This window comes from Longispora sp. NPDC051575 (assembly GCF_040681875.1).
Classification (GTDB): Bacteria; Actinomycetota; Actinomycetes; order Mycobacteriales; family Micromonosporaceae; genus Longispora.
This window is the reverse complement of record NZ_JBFAZP010000014.1, coordinates 45,701-62,563: the sequence shown is the minus strand read 5'-3', so window position 1 is coordinate 62,563 and position 16,863 is coordinate 45,701. Positions and strand designations below refer to the sequence as shown.

17 protein-coding genes and 1 pseudogene are annotated in these 16,863 nt (G+C 69.8%); 11 read left to right on the top strand and 7 right to left on the bottom strand.

Annotated features, from left to right (window positions below):
- Nucleotides 1–53 precede the first annotated feature (53 nt).
- A complete protein-coding gene (locus tag AB0M43_RS35490; protein ID WP_363731265.1) occupies nucleotides 54–230 on the bottom strand; it encodes a hypothetical protein in 177 nt (58 codons plus the stop codon).
- Nucleotides 231–293: 63 nt separating this feature from the next.
- Complete coding sequence (locus tag AB0M43_RS35485) at nucleotides 294–965, bottom strand: hypothetical protein (RefSeq protein ID WP_363731264.1); 672 nt, start codon at nucleotides 963–965, stop codon at nucleotides 294–296.
- 322 nt (nucleotides 966–1,287) lie between these two features.
- On the opposite strand from AB0M43_RS35485, the gene AB0M43_RS35480 reads away from it, so the two are divergent.
- On the top strand, nucleotides 1,288–4,290 hold the full coding sequence (locus AB0M43_RS35480; protein WP_363731261.1) for a BTAD domain-containing putative transcriptional regulator: 3,003 nt from the start codon (nucleotides 1,288–1,290) through the stop codon (nucleotides 4,288–4,290).
- Nucleotide 4,291: 1 nt separating this feature from the next.
- Here AB0M43_RS35480 and AB0M43_RS35475 read toward each other — a convergent pair whose 3' ends face one another.
- On the bottom strand, nucleotides 4,292–4,990 hold the full coding sequence (locus AB0M43_RS35475) for an NUDIX domain-containing protein (RefSeq protein ID WP_363731258.1): 699 nt from the start codon (nucleotides 4,988–4,990) through the stop codon (nucleotides 4,292–4,294).
- 164 nt (nucleotides 4,991–5,154) lie between these two features.
- Here AB0M43_RS35475 and AB0M43_RS35470 point away from each other — a divergent pair, with 164 nt between their 5' ends.
- The 6 genes from AB0M43_RS35470 to AB0M43_RS35445 all read left to right on the top strand — a co-directional run bounded on the left by AB0M43_RS35470 (nucleotide 5,155) and on the right by AB0M43_RS35445 (nucleotide 11,025).
- Nucleotides 5,155–5,292 (top strand): hypothetical protein, encoded by a 138-nt coding sequence (locus tag AB0M43_RS35470; protein ID WP_363731255.1) that lies wholly within the window; start codon nucleotides 5,155–5,157, stop codon nucleotides 5,290–5,292.
- A gap of 135 nt (nucleotides 5,293–5,427) precedes the next feature.
- On the top strand, nucleotides 5,428–6,645 hold the full coding sequence (locus AB0M43_RS35465) for an OmpA family protein (protein WP_363731252.1): 1,218 nt from the start codon (nucleotides 5,428–5,430) through the stop codon (nucleotides 6,643–6,645).
- Nucleotides 6,642–8,111, top strand: coding sequence for a hypothetical protein (locus AB0M43_RS35460; protein ID WP_363731249.1), 1,470 nt, complete (start codon nucleotides 6,642–6,644; stop codon nucleotides 8,109–8,111). Before AB0M43_RS35465 ends, AB0M43_RS35460 begins: the two co-directional genes overlap by 4 nt.
- Nucleotides 8,108–8,869, top strand: a complete 762-nt coding sequence (locus AB0M43_RS35455) for a hypothetical protein (protein ID WP_363731247.1) — start codon at nucleotides 8,108–8,110, stop codon at nucleotides 8,867–8,869. The genes AB0M43_RS35460 and AB0M43_RS35455 overlap by 4 nt, the downstream gene beginning before the upstream one ends.
- A gap of 9 nt (nucleotides 8,870–8,878) precedes the next feature.
- The gene (locus AB0M43_RS35450; protein ID WP_363731245.1) at nucleotides 8,879–9,106 is read left to right on the top strand and encodes a hypothetical protein; all 228 of its coding nucleotides are present in this window, start codon (nucleotides 8,879–8,881) and stop codon (nucleotides 9,104–9,106) included.
- A 92-nt stretch (nucleotides 9,107–9,198) separates the two neighbouring features.
- Nucleotides 9,199–11,025 carry a hypothetical protein gene (locus tag AB0M43_RS35445; protein ID WP_363731243.1) on the top strand — a complete coding sequence of 609 codons (1,827 nt, stop codon included), beginning with the start codon at nucleotides 9,199–9,201 and terminating at the stop codon, nucleotides 11,023–11,025.
- Nucleotides 11,026–11,031: 6 nt separating this feature from the next.
- Here the strand turns inward: AB0M43_RS35445 and AB0M43_RS35440 are convergent, their stop codons facing one another.
- The 3 genes from AB0M43_RS35440 to AB0M43_RS35430 all read right to left on the bottom strand — a co-directional run bounded on the left by AB0M43_RS35440 (nucleotide 11,032) and on the right by AB0M43_RS35430 (nucleotide 12,970).
- Complete coding sequence (locus tag AB0M43_RS35440; RefSeq protein WP_363731241.1) at nucleotides 11,032–12,198, bottom strand: NUDIX domain-containing protein; 1,167 nt, start codon at nucleotides 12,196–12,198, stop codon at nucleotides 11,032–11,034.
- Nucleotides 12,176–12,409 carry a hypothetical protein gene (locus tag AB0M43_RS35435; RefSeq protein ID WP_363731238.1) on the bottom strand — a complete coding sequence of 78 codons (234 nt, stop codon included), beginning with the start codon at nucleotides 12,407–12,409 and terminating at the stop codon, nucleotides 12,176–12,178. Before AB0M43_RS35435 ends, AB0M43_RS35440 begins: the two co-directional genes overlap by 23 nt.
- 186 nt (nucleotides 12,410–12,595) lie before the next feature.
- The gene (locus tag AB0M43_RS35430) at nucleotides 12,596–12,970 is read right to left on the bottom strand and encodes a DUF5997 family protein (RefSeq protein WP_363731236.1); all 375 of its coding nucleotides are present in this window, start codon (nucleotides 12,968–12,970) and stop codon (nucleotides 12,596–12,598) included.
- Between the two features lie 58 nt (nucleotides 12,971–13,028).
- Between AB0M43_RS35430 and AB0M43_RS35425 the strand changes: the two genes are divergently transcribed.
- The 4 genes and pseudogenes from AB0M43_RS35425 to AB0M43_RS35410 form a co-directional block, all read left to right on the top strand.
- Nucleotides 13,029–13,727, top strand: coding sequence for a LysR family substrate-binding domain-containing protein (locus AB0M43_RS35425; protein WP_363731234.1), 699 nt, complete (start codon nucleotides 13,029–13,031; stop codon nucleotides 13,725–13,727).
- Nucleotides 13,728–13,986: 259 nt separating this feature from the next.
- Entirely contained in the window at nucleotides 13,987–14,565 is a 579-nt protein-coding gene (locus AB0M43_RS35420) for a hypothetical protein (protein WP_363731231.1), read from the top strand.
- Between the two features lie 122 nt (nucleotides 14,566–14,687).
- Nucleotides 14,688–15,518 (top strand): SDR family oxidoreductase, encoded by an 831-nt coding sequence (locus AB0M43_RS35415; protein WP_363731229.1) that lies wholly within the window; start codon nucleotides 14,688–14,690, stop codon nucleotides 15,516–15,518.
- Between the two features lie 274 nt (nucleotides 15,519–15,792).
- Nucleotides 15,793–16,038 (top strand): annotated as a pseudogene (locus tag AB0M43_RS35410) (helix-turn-helix transcriptional regulator); the annotation flags it as partial.
- Nucleotides 16,039–16,312: 274 nt separating this feature from the next.
- Here AB0M43_RS35410 and AB0M43_RS35405 read toward each other — a convergent pair.
- Nucleotides 16,313–16,804, bottom strand: a complete 492-nt coding sequence (locus tag AB0M43_RS35405) for an ATP-dependent Clp protease proteolytic subunit (protein ID WP_363731226.1) — start codon at nucleotides 16,802–16,804, stop codon at nucleotides 16,313–16,315.
- Nucleotides 16,805–16,863: the final 59 nt, after the last annotated feature.

The window sequence follows — 16,863 nt, the reverse complement described above, 5'->3', positions numbered from 1 at the left end:
GGCCGGAGCCGTAGCTGTCGCTACGACTCCGGCCGCCGGGGACCCGTGTGGTGTCAGGAGTGCTGGTGCTTCCCCGCGCCGGGCCGACCGCCGACCCCGTTGCAGGTACGACAGGTGATGCGTTCCTTCCAGACCTTGCCCCGGTCCGAGCGGGTCTCGTCGATCGTGCCGTTGCCTCGGCAGGTCAGGCACTTGAAGCAGTTGTCGCAGTTCGGGTTGTAGCCGGGCATGCCGTCCTCGCAGTCTCGGGAAATGGACGGAGAACTCGTCCACCCGCATTCCACAGCGAGCTCCTACCGCAAACCTTCCACTGCCCTGCCGGTCGCCGCCACGAGACCCGTGAGCGTCCGCCAGTCGGCCCTACCGCCCCGGGGTAGTCCGCCGAGGATCGCACTGACCGCCTCGTCGGCACCGGTGAAGGTGACCTCCGACTGGAGGTCCAGCGGCAACTGTTGACCGCCCGGTCCGGTGCGGTGCACCACCACCATCGCCGCGACGCGATGCCCACGGGGCAACTCGCGTCGTAGGCGTCGCACGGTTGCACGGAGCGGCTCGACCGACTGTCCGATCGGGGCATCCTCGCAACGGATCCGCCCGTCCGGATCCATGAGATACGCGCCAGGGGGCCACGCCACCGACTCGATCAGGGTCAGCGAGCGGCCCGCGACGAGGGCGTGGGTCACCGGGGGCTCGTCCAGGCTGGTGCGCAGGCCGCGGAACAGCCGCACCCGGGGGTCACGCAGCAAGGACTCCAGGAGGATGTCCGTGCGGACCGCAACCTCGGCGATACTGGCGCCGATCGGCCGCAGCTGCCGCCGGTCGCTGTCGACGATGCCCGACAGCGTGCCATGACGGCGTCGCGTGAAGACGGTCGGCTCCACCGCGGCACGCCGCCGCCAGTGGGTGACCACGCGGTGGACGAGCCACACCGCAGCCGGAAGAGCACCGCCGAGCAGCACGAACACCCAACTTGACTCCCTCTGGGGCAGGGCATGGCGACTCAACGCGTAGAGCGCCAGTGCCCAACCACCGAGGCAGACTGTGGCGGCGAGGGCCACGGCCGGCTGGCCGGGCACCACTGGTGCGGCCAGTAGGCCAGGACGTCTGGGGATCATCTCCGACTCCTATCGAATCTGTACTGCTTCGATAACTATGAGTAATTCAGTCAGAGAATCCTTCCGCTCTTCTTCCCCTCGTCGCTCAGTCGGGACATCGACAATCGGACTCGTCGCGGTCGACTATGGTCCTAAGAGGCGTGACCACACGGGGGTGTGGGAAGGACGGCACATGCTCTACCGCGTTCTGGGCGAGCTCACGATCGGGCCGCTGGAGTCCCCGGTCAAAGTGCCCGGCGGCAAGGTGAGCCGAATACTCTCGGCGCTTCTTCTCCGTGCCAACCGGCTCGTCACCCTCGAGCAGCTCCAAGAGGCAGGATGGGGCGACGACCAGCCGATATCCGATCAGCTGCCCAAGGCGATCTCGACCGTCAAGGAGCTCCTGAGCGGCGTCGGGACAGCCCAGATCCAGACCTTGAGGGGTAGGGGGTACAAGCTCACCGTCGACCCCGACCAGGTGGACATGCTGCGCTTTCAGAGGCTGGTCGAGCAGTCCTCGCGCCTCAACGACCCCGACGCCGAGGCGGAGCAGCTGAACTCCGCCCTGGAGCTGTGGCGCGGCAGCCCTCCACTGTCCAACGTCTCCAGGGCACCGTTCCCGACGGACCTCGCCGCGCTCATGAAGCGGCGGGCACGGGCGGAGGAGCGGTTCCTGACCCTGCGGTTGGCCGCGGGCCGGGTGCCGGAGATCCTCGATCGCCTCGTCATCGCCGTTGAGCAGGACCACAAACGGGAGAAGCTCTGCGAGCTGCTCATGCTCGCCTATCACCTCACCGGGCAGGCCGCCCAGGCACAGACGACGTTCGAACGGTACGCGCACGCGCTCGACTCCGAGTACAACGCGTCGCCCGACCGCAAACTGCTCACCCTCTGCTACTCGATCATGAACGACGCCGCCGTAGCGGAGCAGCGCCTCGCAGAACTCGGCTACCGCCCTCCGGAGACCTCCGACCCGACCGTCCTCGTCCCTCAGGAGATCCCTCCGTCGGTCCCGTGGTTCGCCGGCCGAGCCGACCTCGTGGACGAGGCTGTCTGGCAGCTGAAGGGCTCGCGTGCGGCTCTGCAGAAGGTGGTGATCTCGGGTTCGAGCGGGATGGGGAAGACCGAGCTGGCGCGTCGGGTCGCCGAACTGGTCCGGGAGGACTACCCCGACGGTGGCCTGTTCCTGGAACTGCGGGACACGGACGACGAGCCGGTGGACACGAGCGAGGTCCTCGCCCAGGCTCTACGCGGCCTCACCACCCAGCGACTCCCCGACACCCGCGCGCACCGACTCAGCCTCTACCGCGACATACTCTCCAACCGCCGGGTCCTGGTCGTCCTCGACAATGCCGTCAGCGAGGACCAGGTTCGTGACCTCCTGCCGCGTACCCGGAACTGCGGCGTCATCGTCACCTCCCGCCGGGCCCTGCCGGATCTCGACGGCGTGCACCCCATGGTCCCGCTCGGTCTACTCTCGAGCGCCGAGACGAACGAACTCTACGAGAGGGTTCTCCGGGGGCACCACAGCCAGCTGACGCACACCCGGGAGGACATGGAACGGCTTGTCACCCTGTGCGGAGGCATGCCGCTGGCCGTGCGGATCGTCGCGTCGCTGCGGCTGCGCGAGCCGGGTCGGTCGACGGCCGAGTTCGTGAACCGGCTGGCGGCGGCGGGGACCCCGGCCATGGCGATCGGCAGCCGGAGTGTGACCAGGGCGCTCGAGACCGGGTTCCAGGGCCTGACCCTCGAGGCGCGGCAGCTCTTCGTCGCGCTGGGCCGGGTCCGGCTCTCGCACTTCGGTGCCTGGACGGCGGCGGCGGTGCTCGGCCCGCAGGGCGATCCGGGTGCCGCGCTCTCCGACCTGCTGTCCTGCTTCATCGCCCAACCCACGACGGTCGAGGGCCGGTACCGCTTCCACGATCTCACCCGCGACCACGCCCAGCGCCTGTCCGCCGATGACGCGGCCAGCCCGGAGCACGGCGCCAGGATCCGCCAGGTCTACGCGGCGCTGCTCACTCTGGTCCGGCGGGCCCATCGCGGCCTCTACGGCGGCGACTTCGAGGTGGTGCACAGCGACGTCCCCGACTGGGCCGCGCCACAGTCGCTGCTCGAGGAGATCGACCGCGACCCCCAGGCCTGGTACGAGGCCGAGCGGCGCAACATCCGCGCCGCCGTGGCGCACGCGGCACGACTCGGATTCTCCGATCTCGCCTGGGATCTGGCCTTCTCCTCGCAGGAGTTCTACGCCTTGTCGGGCTACTACGACGACTGGCGCGTCACGCACACCGCCGCGCTCGATGCCTGCCGGACCGCTGGTGACCTGCGAGGCGAGGGAGTCATGCTGACCGCCCAGAGCCAACCGGCGCTGGTCGCGAGCCGGCGCGCGGGCGTGGAGTCCGCGATCCCCAGCCTGCGCCGGGCGGTGGAACTCCTGACCGCCTGCGGCGACGAGCACGGGGTGGCCATCGCCCAGCGGACGCTGGGCAACGCGTTGCGTCGCGAGGGTCGGCTCGCCGAGCCCCTGACCCTCTTCCGTGAGGCGCTCCGCCGCTACGAGGGCGCGGGCGACACGTTGGGCTGTTGGCAAACGAGCAGATTCATCGGCCAGACCCTCCTGGATCTCGGAGAGCACAGCGAGGCGCTGACCTCCCTGATCCGAGCGAGGCGGGCCGCCGACGCGCTCGGCCAGGCCAGGGTGATCGCACAGTCGGCGTACTGGGTGGGGCGCGCGCGGTTGGCCCTGGGGCAGCTCGACGAGGCCCGGCACGACTTCGACACGGTCGCCGGCGCGGCCGGGCAGACCAAGGGCAGCACCTTGGCGTACGCCCTCCATGGGCACGGCGACCTCGCCCGGTTACGCGGCAGCCTCGCTGAGGCGGACGAGACACTCGCCTGGGCGGGCCGACTGGCCGCGGAAACCGCCGACGCGGTCCTGGAGGGCAGGGTGCACCTCTCCCGGGCTGAGTTGTTCGCCGCGCTCGCGCGCCCGACGGAACAGGTGGCCGCGTTGGAGCACGCCGCCAGGTGCTTCGCCGCGTGTGGCTCGCCGTACCTCGAAGCGGTGTCGTATTCGACGCTCGTCGAGGTACTGCGTCAGCAGGGGCTCGCCACGGACGACGCGTCGGCCCAGGTCGAGCGTCTGCACCACCTGATGGACCTCCCGTTGGAGGACCAGATCCACCTGTACCGCTAGCTCACTGCTCGCCCTGCTGCGGGCGCAGCATCGGTGGGTTCAGTCGGCTCGCGGGTCCCCTGCGGTAGAGGGCCGCCGGCCGCCCCGTTACCTGCGCCCGGCGGTCACCGGTCGGCTCGATGAAGCCCTCGGTGGCGAGGATCCTGCGGCTGAAGTTGCGAGGGTCCAGCGTGATTCCCCAGACGATCTCGTAGATCTGGCGCAGCTCGCCCATGGTGAAGACCTCGGCGCAGAAGTCCGTCGCGGACGTCGTGTATTCCAGCCGGGTCCGGGCGCGCTCCAGGGCGTCGGACACGATCTCGTCGTGGTCGAAGGCCAAGGCGCCGCGCACCGTGTCGAGCCGCGCCCAGGTGGCACCGGTGGCATCGGATCCAGCGGTGGGAACCGGCAGGTCGGGGGCCACGGCGAGATAGCCGACGCTGACGATGCGGCCGCGGGGATCGCGTTCGGGAGCGTCGTAGGCGCCGATCTGCTCCAACACGAGACTCCTGCCGGCGAGGCCGGTCTCTTCGGCGAGCTCCCGGACGGCGGCCGCGCGGAGATCCTCGTTCTCGCGGAGAAATCCGCCGGGAAGGGCTGGGCGGCCCCGGTAGGGCTGGTTGCCCCGCACGATGACGAGCAGTTGGAGGCGGTCCTCGCGGACGGTCAGGACAACGAGGTCCACGGCCAGGCGGACTTCGGCATGATCACGGCTCTCCACGGCACGAGCTTACCTTATTGTTCCATTGACACAAACGCACCCCGAGGCTTATTGTCGAAGAGACAGTAAAGCTGTTGCCGCTCGGTTCGGCACGTACGGCCGACCCGACATGGGCGTCGCGAAGCCCGTCCTCCCGCTTCCCACCTTCCTTGAAGGGACCTCCCATGCGTCAGTGTCTGCGCGCCGTGCTCCTCGCCGTGCTCCTCACCTCCTTCCTCACCGGCACCAGCAGCCCGGCCGAGGCCGGGCTGCCCTGCCCCGCGAGCACCAACTGGGACAACGCCACCGGAACGTGCCGGTAGGAAAACGGAAGGCACCGCCTTCACCGTTGAGCGAGTCCCAGGGCGATCCACGGCGGTCGGCGTGCTCACCAGGCACGCCGACCGCCAGCCGCCCGAGGACCCGGAGACCACCTCTCACCGCCTGGAGTTCGAAACATGCTGGGGAAGAACACATTCCACCGTCTGCTGTACTGCGTCATCGCCCTCCTGTTCGGCCTGGTGACGATGTCGGGTTGCACCGACGTCCAGGCTGACGGCGCCGTGACGGCGGACGGGGCGCGCGCCAGCGACTGCGCGAAGCTCGCCGCGCTGCCCGGCGGGACCGGAACCCGGGCCGCCCTCGTCGTTGACAACACCGCTTCGGGGACCCGGGCCCAACTGCCTCCCGGCTTCGACGCGCTGCTGGCGGACCTCCAGAAGGGCAAGGCCCAGCTCACGATCATCGCGGTCGACGGTCGGGGCCGCACCCCGCAGGGGGTGGTGACCTTCGCTCTCAACCCCGACCCCACCGACTCGGACCTCGCCCAGCGTCAACGGGCCATCGCGATCAGCTGCATCTCCACCTGGATGCGGGGCGACAGCGCACAGCCCACCGCACCCGGCAGCGATATCGTCGCCGCTCTCAACACCGCCGCCCGGCACAGCACCTCGGAGATCCTGGTCGTCTCCGACGGCGTCAGCAACGCTGGCGCGTTCGACATCAACACGGTCGGCTTCGATGCCGACCCGAAGGAGTTCGCCAGCCGGATCCGACCGCACCTCGCCGCCGAGCTGACCGGCAAGAAGATCACCTGGGGCAACTTCGGCGAGACGAACGCCTCGCTGCCCGAGTCCGCCCGCACCGACCTCAAGTCCCTGTGGACGTCGGCGCTCACGTGGCCCGAAGGCGGGGCACAGCTCAACTTCGTCAGCGAGCCGGGGAAGGCGGGCGGCGGCAAGCCCGCGACACAGCCCGACGAGGCGCGCCTTCCCGTGACGGCCAGTGTCACGGTCGGCTGCCGGACCCGGGTCACGATCCCGGCCTCGCTGCTCTTCACGGCGGGCAGCGTCGAGCTGCGCACCGGTTCAGGGAAGCAGCTCCAGGACGTCGCGAACACCCTTGTGACCAACCCGTCCTGGATGGCTGAGGTCGCGGGGCACGCCGCGAACTACGGAACCACCGAGTACCAGACGCGCATCTCCACGCAGAGGGCGGAGACCGTGGCGAGCACCATCGCGTCCTTCGGTGTCGCCCAAGACCGGATCAGGTCCATCGGCCACGGGTCGACCCAACCCGCGGTGCCCGAGTTCGTCAACAACGTCCACGACGAGAACGCGGCGGCCCAGAACCGTCGGGTCGTCATCGAGATGGGTCCGAAGGGATGCCAGGCATGAAACGCGAGATCCTGTCCCGGTTGACGGGTCGGCTGGGCGGCGTCGCCGCCCAGCGCCGGATGGTGCTGCGGCAGGAACGGCAGGCGCAGTCCACGGCACCAACCCCAACGGCGCTGACCAACGGCGAGGTCTCGGTCGCGATCACGGTCGGCAACACCATCGCCGAAGAGGAGCAGCGCGCTTCCAAGGCACTGCTCCAGGCCGAGCAGACCGTCAACCGGTGCACGCACAAGTCCGTAAAGGCCCGCCAGGAACTGGCCACTCTGGTCAACGACCCCATCTGGGTCAACCACCGGACCCCGGTTCCGGCCCCGGCGCACGAGGACGGGAGGTTCCAGGAGGTCTTCGACCTGCACCGGCCGATGCTGCGCGGGGTGGGCCTCCTGATCCTGGAGATCGTCTTCATCATCGTGGAGCTGTTCTTCTGGTACGGCGTGTTCAGCGAAGGTGTCAGCCACAAGGCGGCCTGGTACGCCACGGGTCGCATCTCCGCAGTCCTGCTCGCGATCCTCCTACCGCTCGCCGGGGTCAGCGTCGCCCGCATCGTCGGCCACCTCGGGCACCGGTGGGTCATGGACTACCCGGGGATCGGGCGGAGGGAACGCTGGGGCACCATCGCAGCCCTGGCGGTGGGGGCTGTGGTCGTGGCCGTGGTCTTCACGCTCGTGAACACGCGGTTCGGCGAGGACACCCGTCCGGTCGGCAGCACCCCGCTGCCCTCGTTCGCCATGGCGGCGCTCTTCGTGGTCGTCATCCTCGGCGACATGGTGGCGCGGGTCTTCGCGATCTCCGAGATTCGTTCGCACACCAGGGAACGTGACCGCAGGCTCGCCCGCCGTCGCGACGCCGTGATCGCCGCCAACCAGGCGCACACGAAGGCCTGGCTGGCGCTGCGCGCCGCCATCCAGGTGCAACTCGGACGGGTGGACCAGGTCTACGGAGCCGGCGGCATCCTGCTCACCGACAACCGGGCCACCAACAGTCACCTGCCGGCACCCGCGGCCGTCGACGTCCGGACCGACGCCCACCAGAACCCGTCTCCCGGAGCTCTGGCGGTCCCGTCGGCCGCGCCCATGAGGCTCCACGGCCAGCCGATGACGCTCAATCCCGTACGCCGGGTCAGCGACGTCATCGACACCCTCCGGTCCTACCCTCCGGTCTCCCAGGAGGCTCTCGTCCGCGAACTGGACGAGCGGATCGGCGCGCTGCACAAGCTGCCCAGCGCCGGGTCGGGACGGCGGGGCGACCAGAACGCCCTTCCCATTCCGGCACAGCGCTCGGCCCCGGGCGACGACCAGCCGGCGAACGGCGCCCGGCCTGTCGGGGACGCGTCCGGTGACGGACCGGAGCCCGGCCGGAACGGACTTGTCCAAGGGGTCTCGTTCGGCTCGCTGAACCAGGCCGATCCCACCAACGGCCACGATCTCTCCCGGCCCGCCCACATGCCCGAAAGTGGTGGGTCATGACCGTCAAGCTCAGTGGAGACCGGCCTCTCATCGGGCCGGTCTCGCTGGACGGCCGAAACGGGAAGGGCCGCACGACGGGGCTCGTTCTTCTCGCACTCGCCCTCCTGGCCGCCTGGCTGTGGCCTGCCTCGGAACAGTCTGACCGGCCGAGTTCCCTCAGCAGGACCGAGCTGGTCGGCCCGCGGGGCCCGGCCTGCGTGCGTGTGGTCGTCGGCCTGGACATCTCAGGTTCGATGACCCTGTTCGCGAAGCCCAGGGATGCAGCGCTGGAGCAGTTGTTGACCTGGGTCCGGCAGCCCCGCACTCTCCGTGACAACGACGAGGTGGCCGTGGTGGAGTTCGCCTTCGACGCCGGGGTGCGGCAGTCGGCGACAGCGGTCACCGCCCTCCCCGCGCCCCTGCAGGCCACCCACGTCTCGGACGGCGCCGACACCCTGCTGGAACCGCTGCTCACCGCCACCTCCGCGCTGTCCCCGACACGTTGCGACGTGGCGCTGGTGCTGATCTCCGACGCCCAGTTGGCGGACCTGCCGATCTCACCGGTCGTGGGCCGCGACCGGCTGAACCGGCACGGAGTCCACGACCTGCGGCTCCTGGCGCCTGGCAGGAGCATCGATGTGCCGGGGCAGTGGGCGACCGGATTCCCCGAGGCGGCACCCACCCGGTTCGACGGGGCCAACGCCGAGGAGACCGCACTCGCCTTCGGCCGGACCATCGCCGACCTCACTCACCAGACCCTCCGTCGACGGACCATCTGAGGGGAACTCGTGCTCAACGACCTGCTCGTCGCGCTCCTCAACCTGACACTCAGCCTGCTGTCCCCACTCATCGCGGTCACGGTACTGCTCTACTTGTTCAGGGTCTTCGTCCCGTGGCTCGGGGAGCCGCTCTGGAGGCTCTACACCCGGTTCCTGGGCTGGCTTCTCGTAGCGCCGTTCCGCCTGATGGGATACGTGTTCCGACTCGCGTCCGACGCGCTGAAGCGCCGGGCGTAGGAGGTTCTGTCATGACCTGGTCCATGCGAGAGGCGAGGGCCGCCGCACGATCGGTCCGCCGCACCGCGGACGGCGGATGGAAGCTGTCCGCGGTGCGACCGCGCAGCGTGCTGGGGCTGGTTCGCTGCCGGGCGCCGCTGGCGTTGCTGCTGTTCGTCGCCTCCCTCGACGGGCTCGTCGTCCAGCAGGACGGCGGCGGGTTCGCCCTACTCCAACGTCCCCGGGTGGTGGGCCGACCGCCGAGCACCGGCGGGTACGCGCTGCGGCTGCTGCGCCGGATCGACCGGCACTGGGACACGCTGGTCTTCGCCGCGCCGCCACTGCTGGGGATCATGATCGCCGTCGTGGCTGCCATGGCCCACCTCTACTTGCCCGCGCTGCTGGCGGTTCTGGCGGGGATGCTGTGGATAACGGCGTTCCTCACCGGCATGGCCGTCTTCCAGCTCTGGTGGATGCTCGGCATGGGGTCGCTCTCCTGGCCGGGGCGCGACCGCGAGTCCGATTCGCTCACGGCCATCCGCTGGTCGGTGCCGTTGTTGCACCAGCCGGCGGCGGACCGGGTGGATGACCTCCTCAGCCGCACCCACCAACGGCTGGAGCAACTGATCCGGGCCGGTATCCAGGAGTTCGTGGGGGACCAGGCGCGTGCGGACCTGGCCGAGATCACCGAGTCGCTGGTGGTGGTGACCCACGGTGTCACCACGAAGGCGGCCGAGGACACCGTGAAGCGGTCGGTGCGGACCGCGGACCAGTCGGCCGACGGCACCGCGCTGCTGCTGCACGCGCCGAGCCGCAGGCTGACCAGCCCGCGCCGCCACCGGGTGAACGGCAGCTTCGCGGTGCTCTACCTGGGCGCCCTCGCGCTGGTCGTGGCGGTCCTCGCGTGGATCGTCGCGAATGTCGAGGCCGCGGAGTGCCTACCAGCGGCGTGCGTGGGCCATCCGGCCACCTACTTCGACGCGCTGCGCTTCCTGCTGAACCGGCTGTACCTCCAGGACACCCCCGGCCTGGCGCCCGGCACGGTGCTGGCGACGTCGCTCGGCTGGCTGGTCAGCGCCGCCGCGCTCACGGGTGTCGCCGTGGTCGGCGTCGCCGGCTACCACGAGAGCACCCGCAACCGCGATTCTCGCGACCGACAAGAGAAGGTACTTGAGAAGATGACCGAGACACTCGTACTCATCCTGGTGGTCACGGAGAAGGAACGTGACGCGGTCCGTGCCGCCGTGCACGCCCGCAACGGCCGGACGTGGGCCCTTCGCCGCCACGGCATCTACACCGTCTACGATCTCGGGCCGGTCGAGGACACGAGGGTGCTCATGGTCCAGGCGGCGGAGCAGGGGACGGGATCGGCGTCGGGGATGCTCATGACGGCGAGGGAGACCACCCGGCTGTGCCATCCAGACCATGTACTGCTGGTGGGAATCTGCTACGGCCTACGGCCGGACGAGGGTCAGCGGCTCGGCGACGTCGTCGTGTCCCGTCGGGTACAGAACATGGACCACCGGAAGATCGTCGACCGCGAAGGCAAGCCTCAGACGATCTACAGGGGCGTGAACGTAGGGCCGTCACCAGTGCTGATGAACAGCTGTCAGTCCGGGCAGGCGACCTGGGCCGACCCCAAAGTGCGCGTCCATTTCGGTACCGTCCTGAGCTCCAACACGGTCTTCAACTCGCAGGAGACGATCGGTCAGCTCCGGCAGGACTTCCCAGACGCGATCGCCGGGGAGATGGAGGCGGCCGGTGTCTACGAGGCGTGCACCGTGGGCAAGAAGCCCAACTGGATCATGATCAAGGCGATCTCCGACCTGGGCTACCGCAAGTCGGACCGGCACCAGCAGCGCGCGGCGGAGAACGCGGCCCGCTTCGCCGTTCACATGCTCGCCACGGCCGGGCTCCAACGGGGCGGGGAGGAGGCCTGAGCGGGCTCAGGGACTATTTCGCTGGCGCGGACGCAGCATCGGCGGATCGAGATGCTCGGCCGGACCACGCCGGAACAGTTCGGCTGGTCGCCCCTGCCGTCCGTCCCGCCGTTCGTGGGTCGGGATGACGAAGCCCTTGACCTCGCGGACCTTCCGCTGGAAGTTCTGCGGGTTGAGAGTGACGCCCCAGATCACCTCGTAGACCTTCCGTAGGTCGCTGATGGTGAACCTCCGTGGGCAGAAGTCGGCTGCGACCGTGGTGTGCTCCAACAGCACCCGGGCACGTTCGAGCGCGCGGCGGAGAATGTCCCCGTGGTCGAAGGCGAGCCGCGCGGGATCCCTCCACATTGACTCGTCGACCTCCACCCAGTCAGCTCGGGCGGCGTCGGAAGCGCCCCGGACGTCCGACAGGTCGGGCGCGATCGCGAGGAAGGCGGTGGTCACGATCCGTCCCCGCGGGTCACGTTCGGGTTCTGAGAAGGTGTGCAACTGCTCCATGAGGAGAGAGCCTCCGAGATTCGTCTCCTCCTCCAGTTCGCGCCTCGCGGTGTCCTCCAGGGACTCGCCCGGCCGGACGAAACCGCCGGGGAGCGCGGACTTTCCCCGGAAAGGATCCTTTCCACGCTTGATCAGCAGGACGTGGAGTTCGCGGTCCCGGATGGTGAGGATGACGATGTCCGCAGTCGGCAGCGCCGCGACTCGTGGACGTCTCGCCGGCGCGGTGAGCACCTCCCCGAGAACGCACGCCACCAGGTCATCGGCGCTCAGCACCGTACCCTCGGCGATCTCGATGGGAAGATCCTTCGGCGGTTCGGCGTAGTACACCGCCATGCCCCGCTCCAGGATGCGCCCCAACTCATAGGAGGTGGTGCGGCCCAGGTAGCCGTCGGGGTTCACCACGTACACGAAATCGGACGAGAAGATCTTGTCGAAGGTGATGTCCTGGATGTGGTGGTCCAGCGACAGGTGGGGATCCGTCTCGAAGCGCACGAACTCCCGGTCGACGTCGCGGAGCGGAACCAGCGGGGGCGTCCTCACCGTGAACCCGGCGGCGGCGAAGACCTCTGCGGCCCGCCGTACCTCGGCGAAGTGCTGCCGGAAGCTGCCGATCAGCGCGACCGAGGGCCGGGCCTTCGCGGTGGACCTGTCGTCACCGGTCGGTCGACTCATCATCGTCCCTCGCCTTGTCTCCCGACCGGGACGGTGTGGACACGGACACCTGGACCCGGCGCATCAGTTCCGCTGCGGCCAGACTCGTACCGGTGACGACCGGAGTGATGACCTCAGGTCCGTACCCCTTGACAATCATCAGGACCGCGAGCCCGAACACGACCGAAACCGCGAACAAGCCGGCGGCGACAGGGTAGCTCGCACGCCTCTTCATCGCCCGAGCGTCCCACTACTCCCGGTTGCCCGCCTCCGGCGTTCTCATACCCAGAACACTAACTGGGCCTATATGCGCAGTTCAATGGGCATCTCGGCGAGATAGCGTCAGGTGGGATCAAAGTAAACACTTGCCGGACACGCATGGTCGACCGACCGAACATCACCCCACCTGGCGACTATCGGGCTAGGCGCCGGTGTCGCCCCGCTGGATGCGTTGCTCGCGGAGCACCTCCGCGTACGTCTCGCGCTCCCGGACCAGCCACGCCGGCGGTTCCGCGATCAGGGCCGCGATCTCCGAGGTCGTGAGCGGATCCGTGATGCCCCCGCGCGCCAGCCCACTGTTGGACACCCGCAGCCGGGCGGCGATGACGTGCCGGGGGTGCGGGCCGTTCTTGCGGAGTTCGGCGAGCCACGGCGGCGGGTTGTGCTGGAGGTCGTCGAGTTGCTCGCGGGACACCATGCCGTCCTGGAACTCGGGGGGCGTGGCCGGCAGGTAGACCTCGAGCTTCAGTGCCGCCGTCGAGGGCTTCATCATCTGGGATTTCTTAGGCTTGCTCACCAGCTCAGATTAGCGGGCCGGCAACGGGCCGGGCGGATCCCCCAGTACCCTGACCAGCATGCCCGCCGCCGAGGATCGCCGCCCCCCGACTTTCCGGTTGCTGATCGTCCCCGGCGTCACGGTGGACAAGTGGAGCCGGGTGTGGTCCGAGCGGCTGCCGGAGGTGGACCTGCGGGTCACGCCGACCGAACACGCCCAGCTCGGGCCGCTGCTGTCGGAACAAGCTGACGCCGGACTGGTACGACTTCCGGTGGATCAGGACATATTCCACGCCATTCCGTTGTACACCGAGGCGACGGTCGTCGTGTTCTCGCGTGATCATCAGCTCGCCGGGGCCGAGGACGAGCTCAGCCTCGCCGATCTCGCCGGCCAGACGCTGACCCAGCCGCTGGACGACGTGCTCGACTGGACCGGCGCCTCGGCGGCCCCGGCGACCGAGCACCGGCCGGCCACCACCGCGTCGGCGGTCGAGTTCGTGGCCGCGAGCGTCGGCGTCATGCTGGTTCCGCAGTCGCTCGCCCGGCTGCACAACCGTCGCGATCTCGCGTACCGGGTGGTCACCGACGCGCCGCAGTCGTCCGTCGCGCTCGTGTGGCGGCGGGACCGGCAGACCGAGCTGGTCGAGGAGATGATCGGCATCGTGCGCGGCCGGACCGCGAACAGCACCCGCGGCCGGGCCCCGGCGCCGAGCGCGGAGTCGGCCAAGAAGTCGGGACACCGGCGCGGCGCGCCGAACCCCCGGCGGGGGAAGCGCTGACCGCTCGCGCGGGCGTACCCGTCGAGGGCTTGTGGTTTGTCGCCCGGGCCGGCGGATTCCGTGTGACCGGTCCGGCCTGATCCCGGGTGGCCGACCGCGCCGGCCGCACTCCACGTGACCAACCACCAGCGCGGCCATGGCGTCCCGGACTGTCCGGGACTGACCCGGCCCGCCGGACGCGTTGTGAGCCACCCCCGCCCGGCCTTCTGCTGGTGGCACCGGGGCACCCCGCCCCCTGCCACCATCGGAGGAGTCCGCCATGAAACGTCTGTCAGGCATGTCGCGGTTCGCACAGTTCGCCATCGCCGTCGCCGCGATCGGCGCCCTGATCGCCGGCGGCTCGGTGGCCGCCAGCGCCGCCGGTGACTCCGTCGCGGGCGAGTCGTCCGCCGCCGTGGCCGCGTGCGTCAAGGACTGGAAGAAGAACCCCGGCCAGACGTCGCAGAAGATGTGCAACCTTCTCAAGTACACCCAGGCGCACGCCAAGTCGGCCGGGTACAGCTTCAGCTACGGCTGCCGGCGGAAGGATCCCGGCAGCGCCCACAACACCGGCGACGCCTGCGACCTGTTCCTGAACAAGACCAACGGCGACAAGCTGTCCGGATGGCTGCGGACCAACGGCAACAACAAGGGCATGGCCTACGAGATCTGGTACGGGGCGTTCGCGTACGCCGACGGGGGCTGGAACACGAGCCGGGGCGGGGGCGGGTGCGACTACCCGCGGACCAAGCTGGCCGCGCTCCAGAAGCTGAAGAAGACCAACCCGTCGAAGTACAAGAACCAGTGGACTACCTGCCACTACGACCACATCCACGTCTCCGTGGACCCGAACCACTGATCCGACGGGTGCCGGGTGACGGTTGAGGGGCCGTCACCCGGCCGGCCCGCACCGACGACCCGAACTGTCGGCCAACCGCCAGTTGACTGGACACAGTGGTCGGCCGTCTCCACCCTGGCACGATGACTGAACGACGTTGGCTGGTAACCGGTTGCTCCAGCGGTCTGGGTCGGGCACTAGCCCAACGCCTCGCCGACTCCGGCACCCGGGCCGTGATCACCGCCCGGGACGAGTCCTCTCTCGCCGACCTCGCGGCGGCGGGCCCGCACATCGTGACCGCCGCCCTCGACGTCACCGACCCCGCGCAGTGCACCGCTGCCGTGGAGCTGGCCGTCGAGCGGTTCGGCGGCCTCGACGTGCTGGTCAACAACGCCGGCTACGGGCAGTTCGGGGTCGTCGAGGAGGTCACCGACTCCGAACTGCACGCCCAGCTCGACGCGAACCTCTACGGGCCCTGGCGACTGGTACGCGCCGCGCTGCCGCACTGGCGGGCCGCCGGTCGGGGGCACGCGATCTTCGCCTCCTCGGTGTCGGGCATGTTCGCCCTGCCCGGGCTGTCGGCGTACACGGCCAGCAAGCACGCCCTGGAGGGACTCGCCGAGTCGGTGCACATGGAGGCCGGCCACCTGGGCGTGAAGGTGAGCATCCTGCAACTGGGCGGCTTCAGCACCTCCTACGGCGACAAGGTGCACCAGCCCGACACCCGGATCGACGCGTACCGGGACGTGGTCGCACCCGTGGACACCGGCCTGCGGAGCATGCGCGACAACACCGTCGCCGCCCCGGCCGACATCTACGCGACGGTCGTCACCGGGATCGCCGCGATGGCCGAACCGCCGCTGCGGCTCGTCTTCGGTGGCGCCGCCGAGGACATGCTCACCCCGGTGGTGGCGTACCGGCAGTCGGCGCTCACCGACTCCAGGGCGCTCGTGGAGAAGCTGCTCGGCGCCTGAGTACCCCTCGAATGTCAGGAATGTTCCCTGAGTCCGCTGGTCGTCCCGGCGATGCGTTGCGCGTCGGTGGCGCCCAGCGGGGTCAGGGCTTCGAACAGATCCAGGACCTGGGGGGTACCGCTGGCGCCGGGCGCGTCGACGGCGAGGCCGGGTGCGCGGCTCGGCGAACGGCTCGGCGAACGGCTCGGGTGCGCGGCTCGGCTACCGACGCGGCCTTCTCTGCCCGTAGCGAACTCGGGTGTCAGGGCGCGGCCCGCCTCGCTATAAAGGTCACATGCTGAATCCGGCGGACGGTGCCCACGCCCAGGCGACTCCGCGTCGTGTGCTGCTGCGCTCCGCGCTGGGCGACACCCTGCGGCGCATGCGCCTCGAACAGGGGCGGACCCTGGCCGAGGTCGCGCTCCAGGCCCGGGTCTCCATGCCCTACCTGTCGGAACTGGAACGCGGCCTGAAGGAGGCCTCCTCGGAGGTGCTCGCGGCACTGTGCGCCGCGCTCGGCATCGAGCTTTCGGAGCTGCTCGTCGCCGTCGCCTTCCAGATCTCGGCGAAGAACGGCGTGGCCGCCACGGTTCCGGTCCGCCGGGCGACCGTGGGCCGGTTCGAGGTGGCGACGTCGCCGGTCCGGCGAGCCGGCGACGCCTACGCCCTGGCCGCCTGACCTCCCGGGAGCCTTCCCCCTGGCCGCCTGACCCCCGGCAGCCTTCGCCCTGGCCGCTCGACCTCCCGGCAGCGCCTTCCCGCTGCCCGCGTGGCCACCCGACCTCTGACCGCCTAGCCTCCCGACCTCTGGCCACCTAGGCTCCCGGCACCGCCTTCACCGACGCGATGACCTGATCGGCCAGGCCGTATTCCACCGCCTCTGCGGCGCTGAACGTCTTGTGCCGGTCGATGTCATGGTGGATCTTCTGCACCGGATGACCCGTGTGCCGGCTGAGAATGTCGTCCATCTCGGCCCGCACCCGCGACACCTCCCGGGCCCGGATCGCCAGGTCGGGCAGCGTCCCCTGGGTCACGTCGAACGAGCCCTCCTCCGTGGAAGGCTGGTGCAGCACCACCTTGGCGTGCCGGAGCACCGTCCGCTTCCCGGGCGTCCCCGCCGCCAGCAGCACGGCCGCCGCCGAGGACGCCTGCCCGACGCACAACGTGGCGACGTCCGGCCGGACGTACTGCATCGTGTCGTAGATCGCGGTCAGCGCGCTGTAGGAGCCGCCCCGCGAGTTGATGTAGAGCGCGATCTCCAGGTCGGCGCTCTCGGACTGCAGGTGCAGCAACTGCGCGATGATCACGTTGGCGACGTCGTCGGTGATCTCCGCGCACGACCACCTTCGTCACCTCGGACCCGGCG

Coding starts and splice junctions, on each gene's coding strand:
- AB0M43_RS35490 (WP_363731265.1), bottom strand. CDS start 230: ATGCCCGGCTACAACCCGAACTGCGACAACTGCTTCAAGTGCCTGACC.
- AB0M43_RS35480 (WP_363731261.1), top strand. CDS start 1,288: ATGCTCTACCGCGTTCTGGGCGAGCTCACGATCGGGCCGCTGGAGTCC.
- AB0M43_RS35470 (WP_363731255.1), top strand. CDS start 5,155: ATGCGTCAGTGTCTGCGCGCCGTGCTCCTCGCCGTGCTCCTCACCTCC.
- AB0M43_RS35465 (WP_363731252.1), top strand. CDS start 5,428: ATGCTGGGGAAGAACACATTCCACCGTCTGCTGTACTGCGTCATCGCC.
- AB0M43_RS35460 (WP_363731249.1), top strand. CDS start 6,642: ATGAAACGCGAGATCCTGTCCCGGTTGACGGGTCGGCTGGGCGGCGTC.
- AB0M43_RS35455 (WP_363731247.1), top strand. CDS start 8,108: ATGACCGTCAAGCTCAGTGGAGACCGGCCTCTCATCGGGCCGGTCTCG.
- AB0M43_RS35440 (WP_363731241.1), bottom strand. CDS start 12,198: ATGATGAGTCGACCGACCGGTGACGACAGGTCCACCGCGAAGGCCCGG.
- AB0M43_RS35435 (WP_363731238.1), bottom strand. CDS start 12,409: ATGAAGAGGCGTGCGAGCTACCCTGTCGCCGCCGGCTTGTTCGCGGTT.
- AB0M43_RS35425 (WP_363731234.1), top strand. CDS start 13,029: ATGCCCGCCGCCGAGGATCGCCGCCCCCCGACTTTCCGGTTGCTGATC.
- AB0M43_RS35420 (WP_363731231.1), top strand. CDS start 13,987: ATGAAACGTCTGTCAGGCATGTCGCGGTTCGCACAGTTCGCCATCGCC.
- AB0M43_RS35415 (WP_363731229.1), top strand. CDS start 14,688: ATGACTGAACGACGTTGGCTGGTAACCGGTTGCTCCAGCGGTCTGGGT.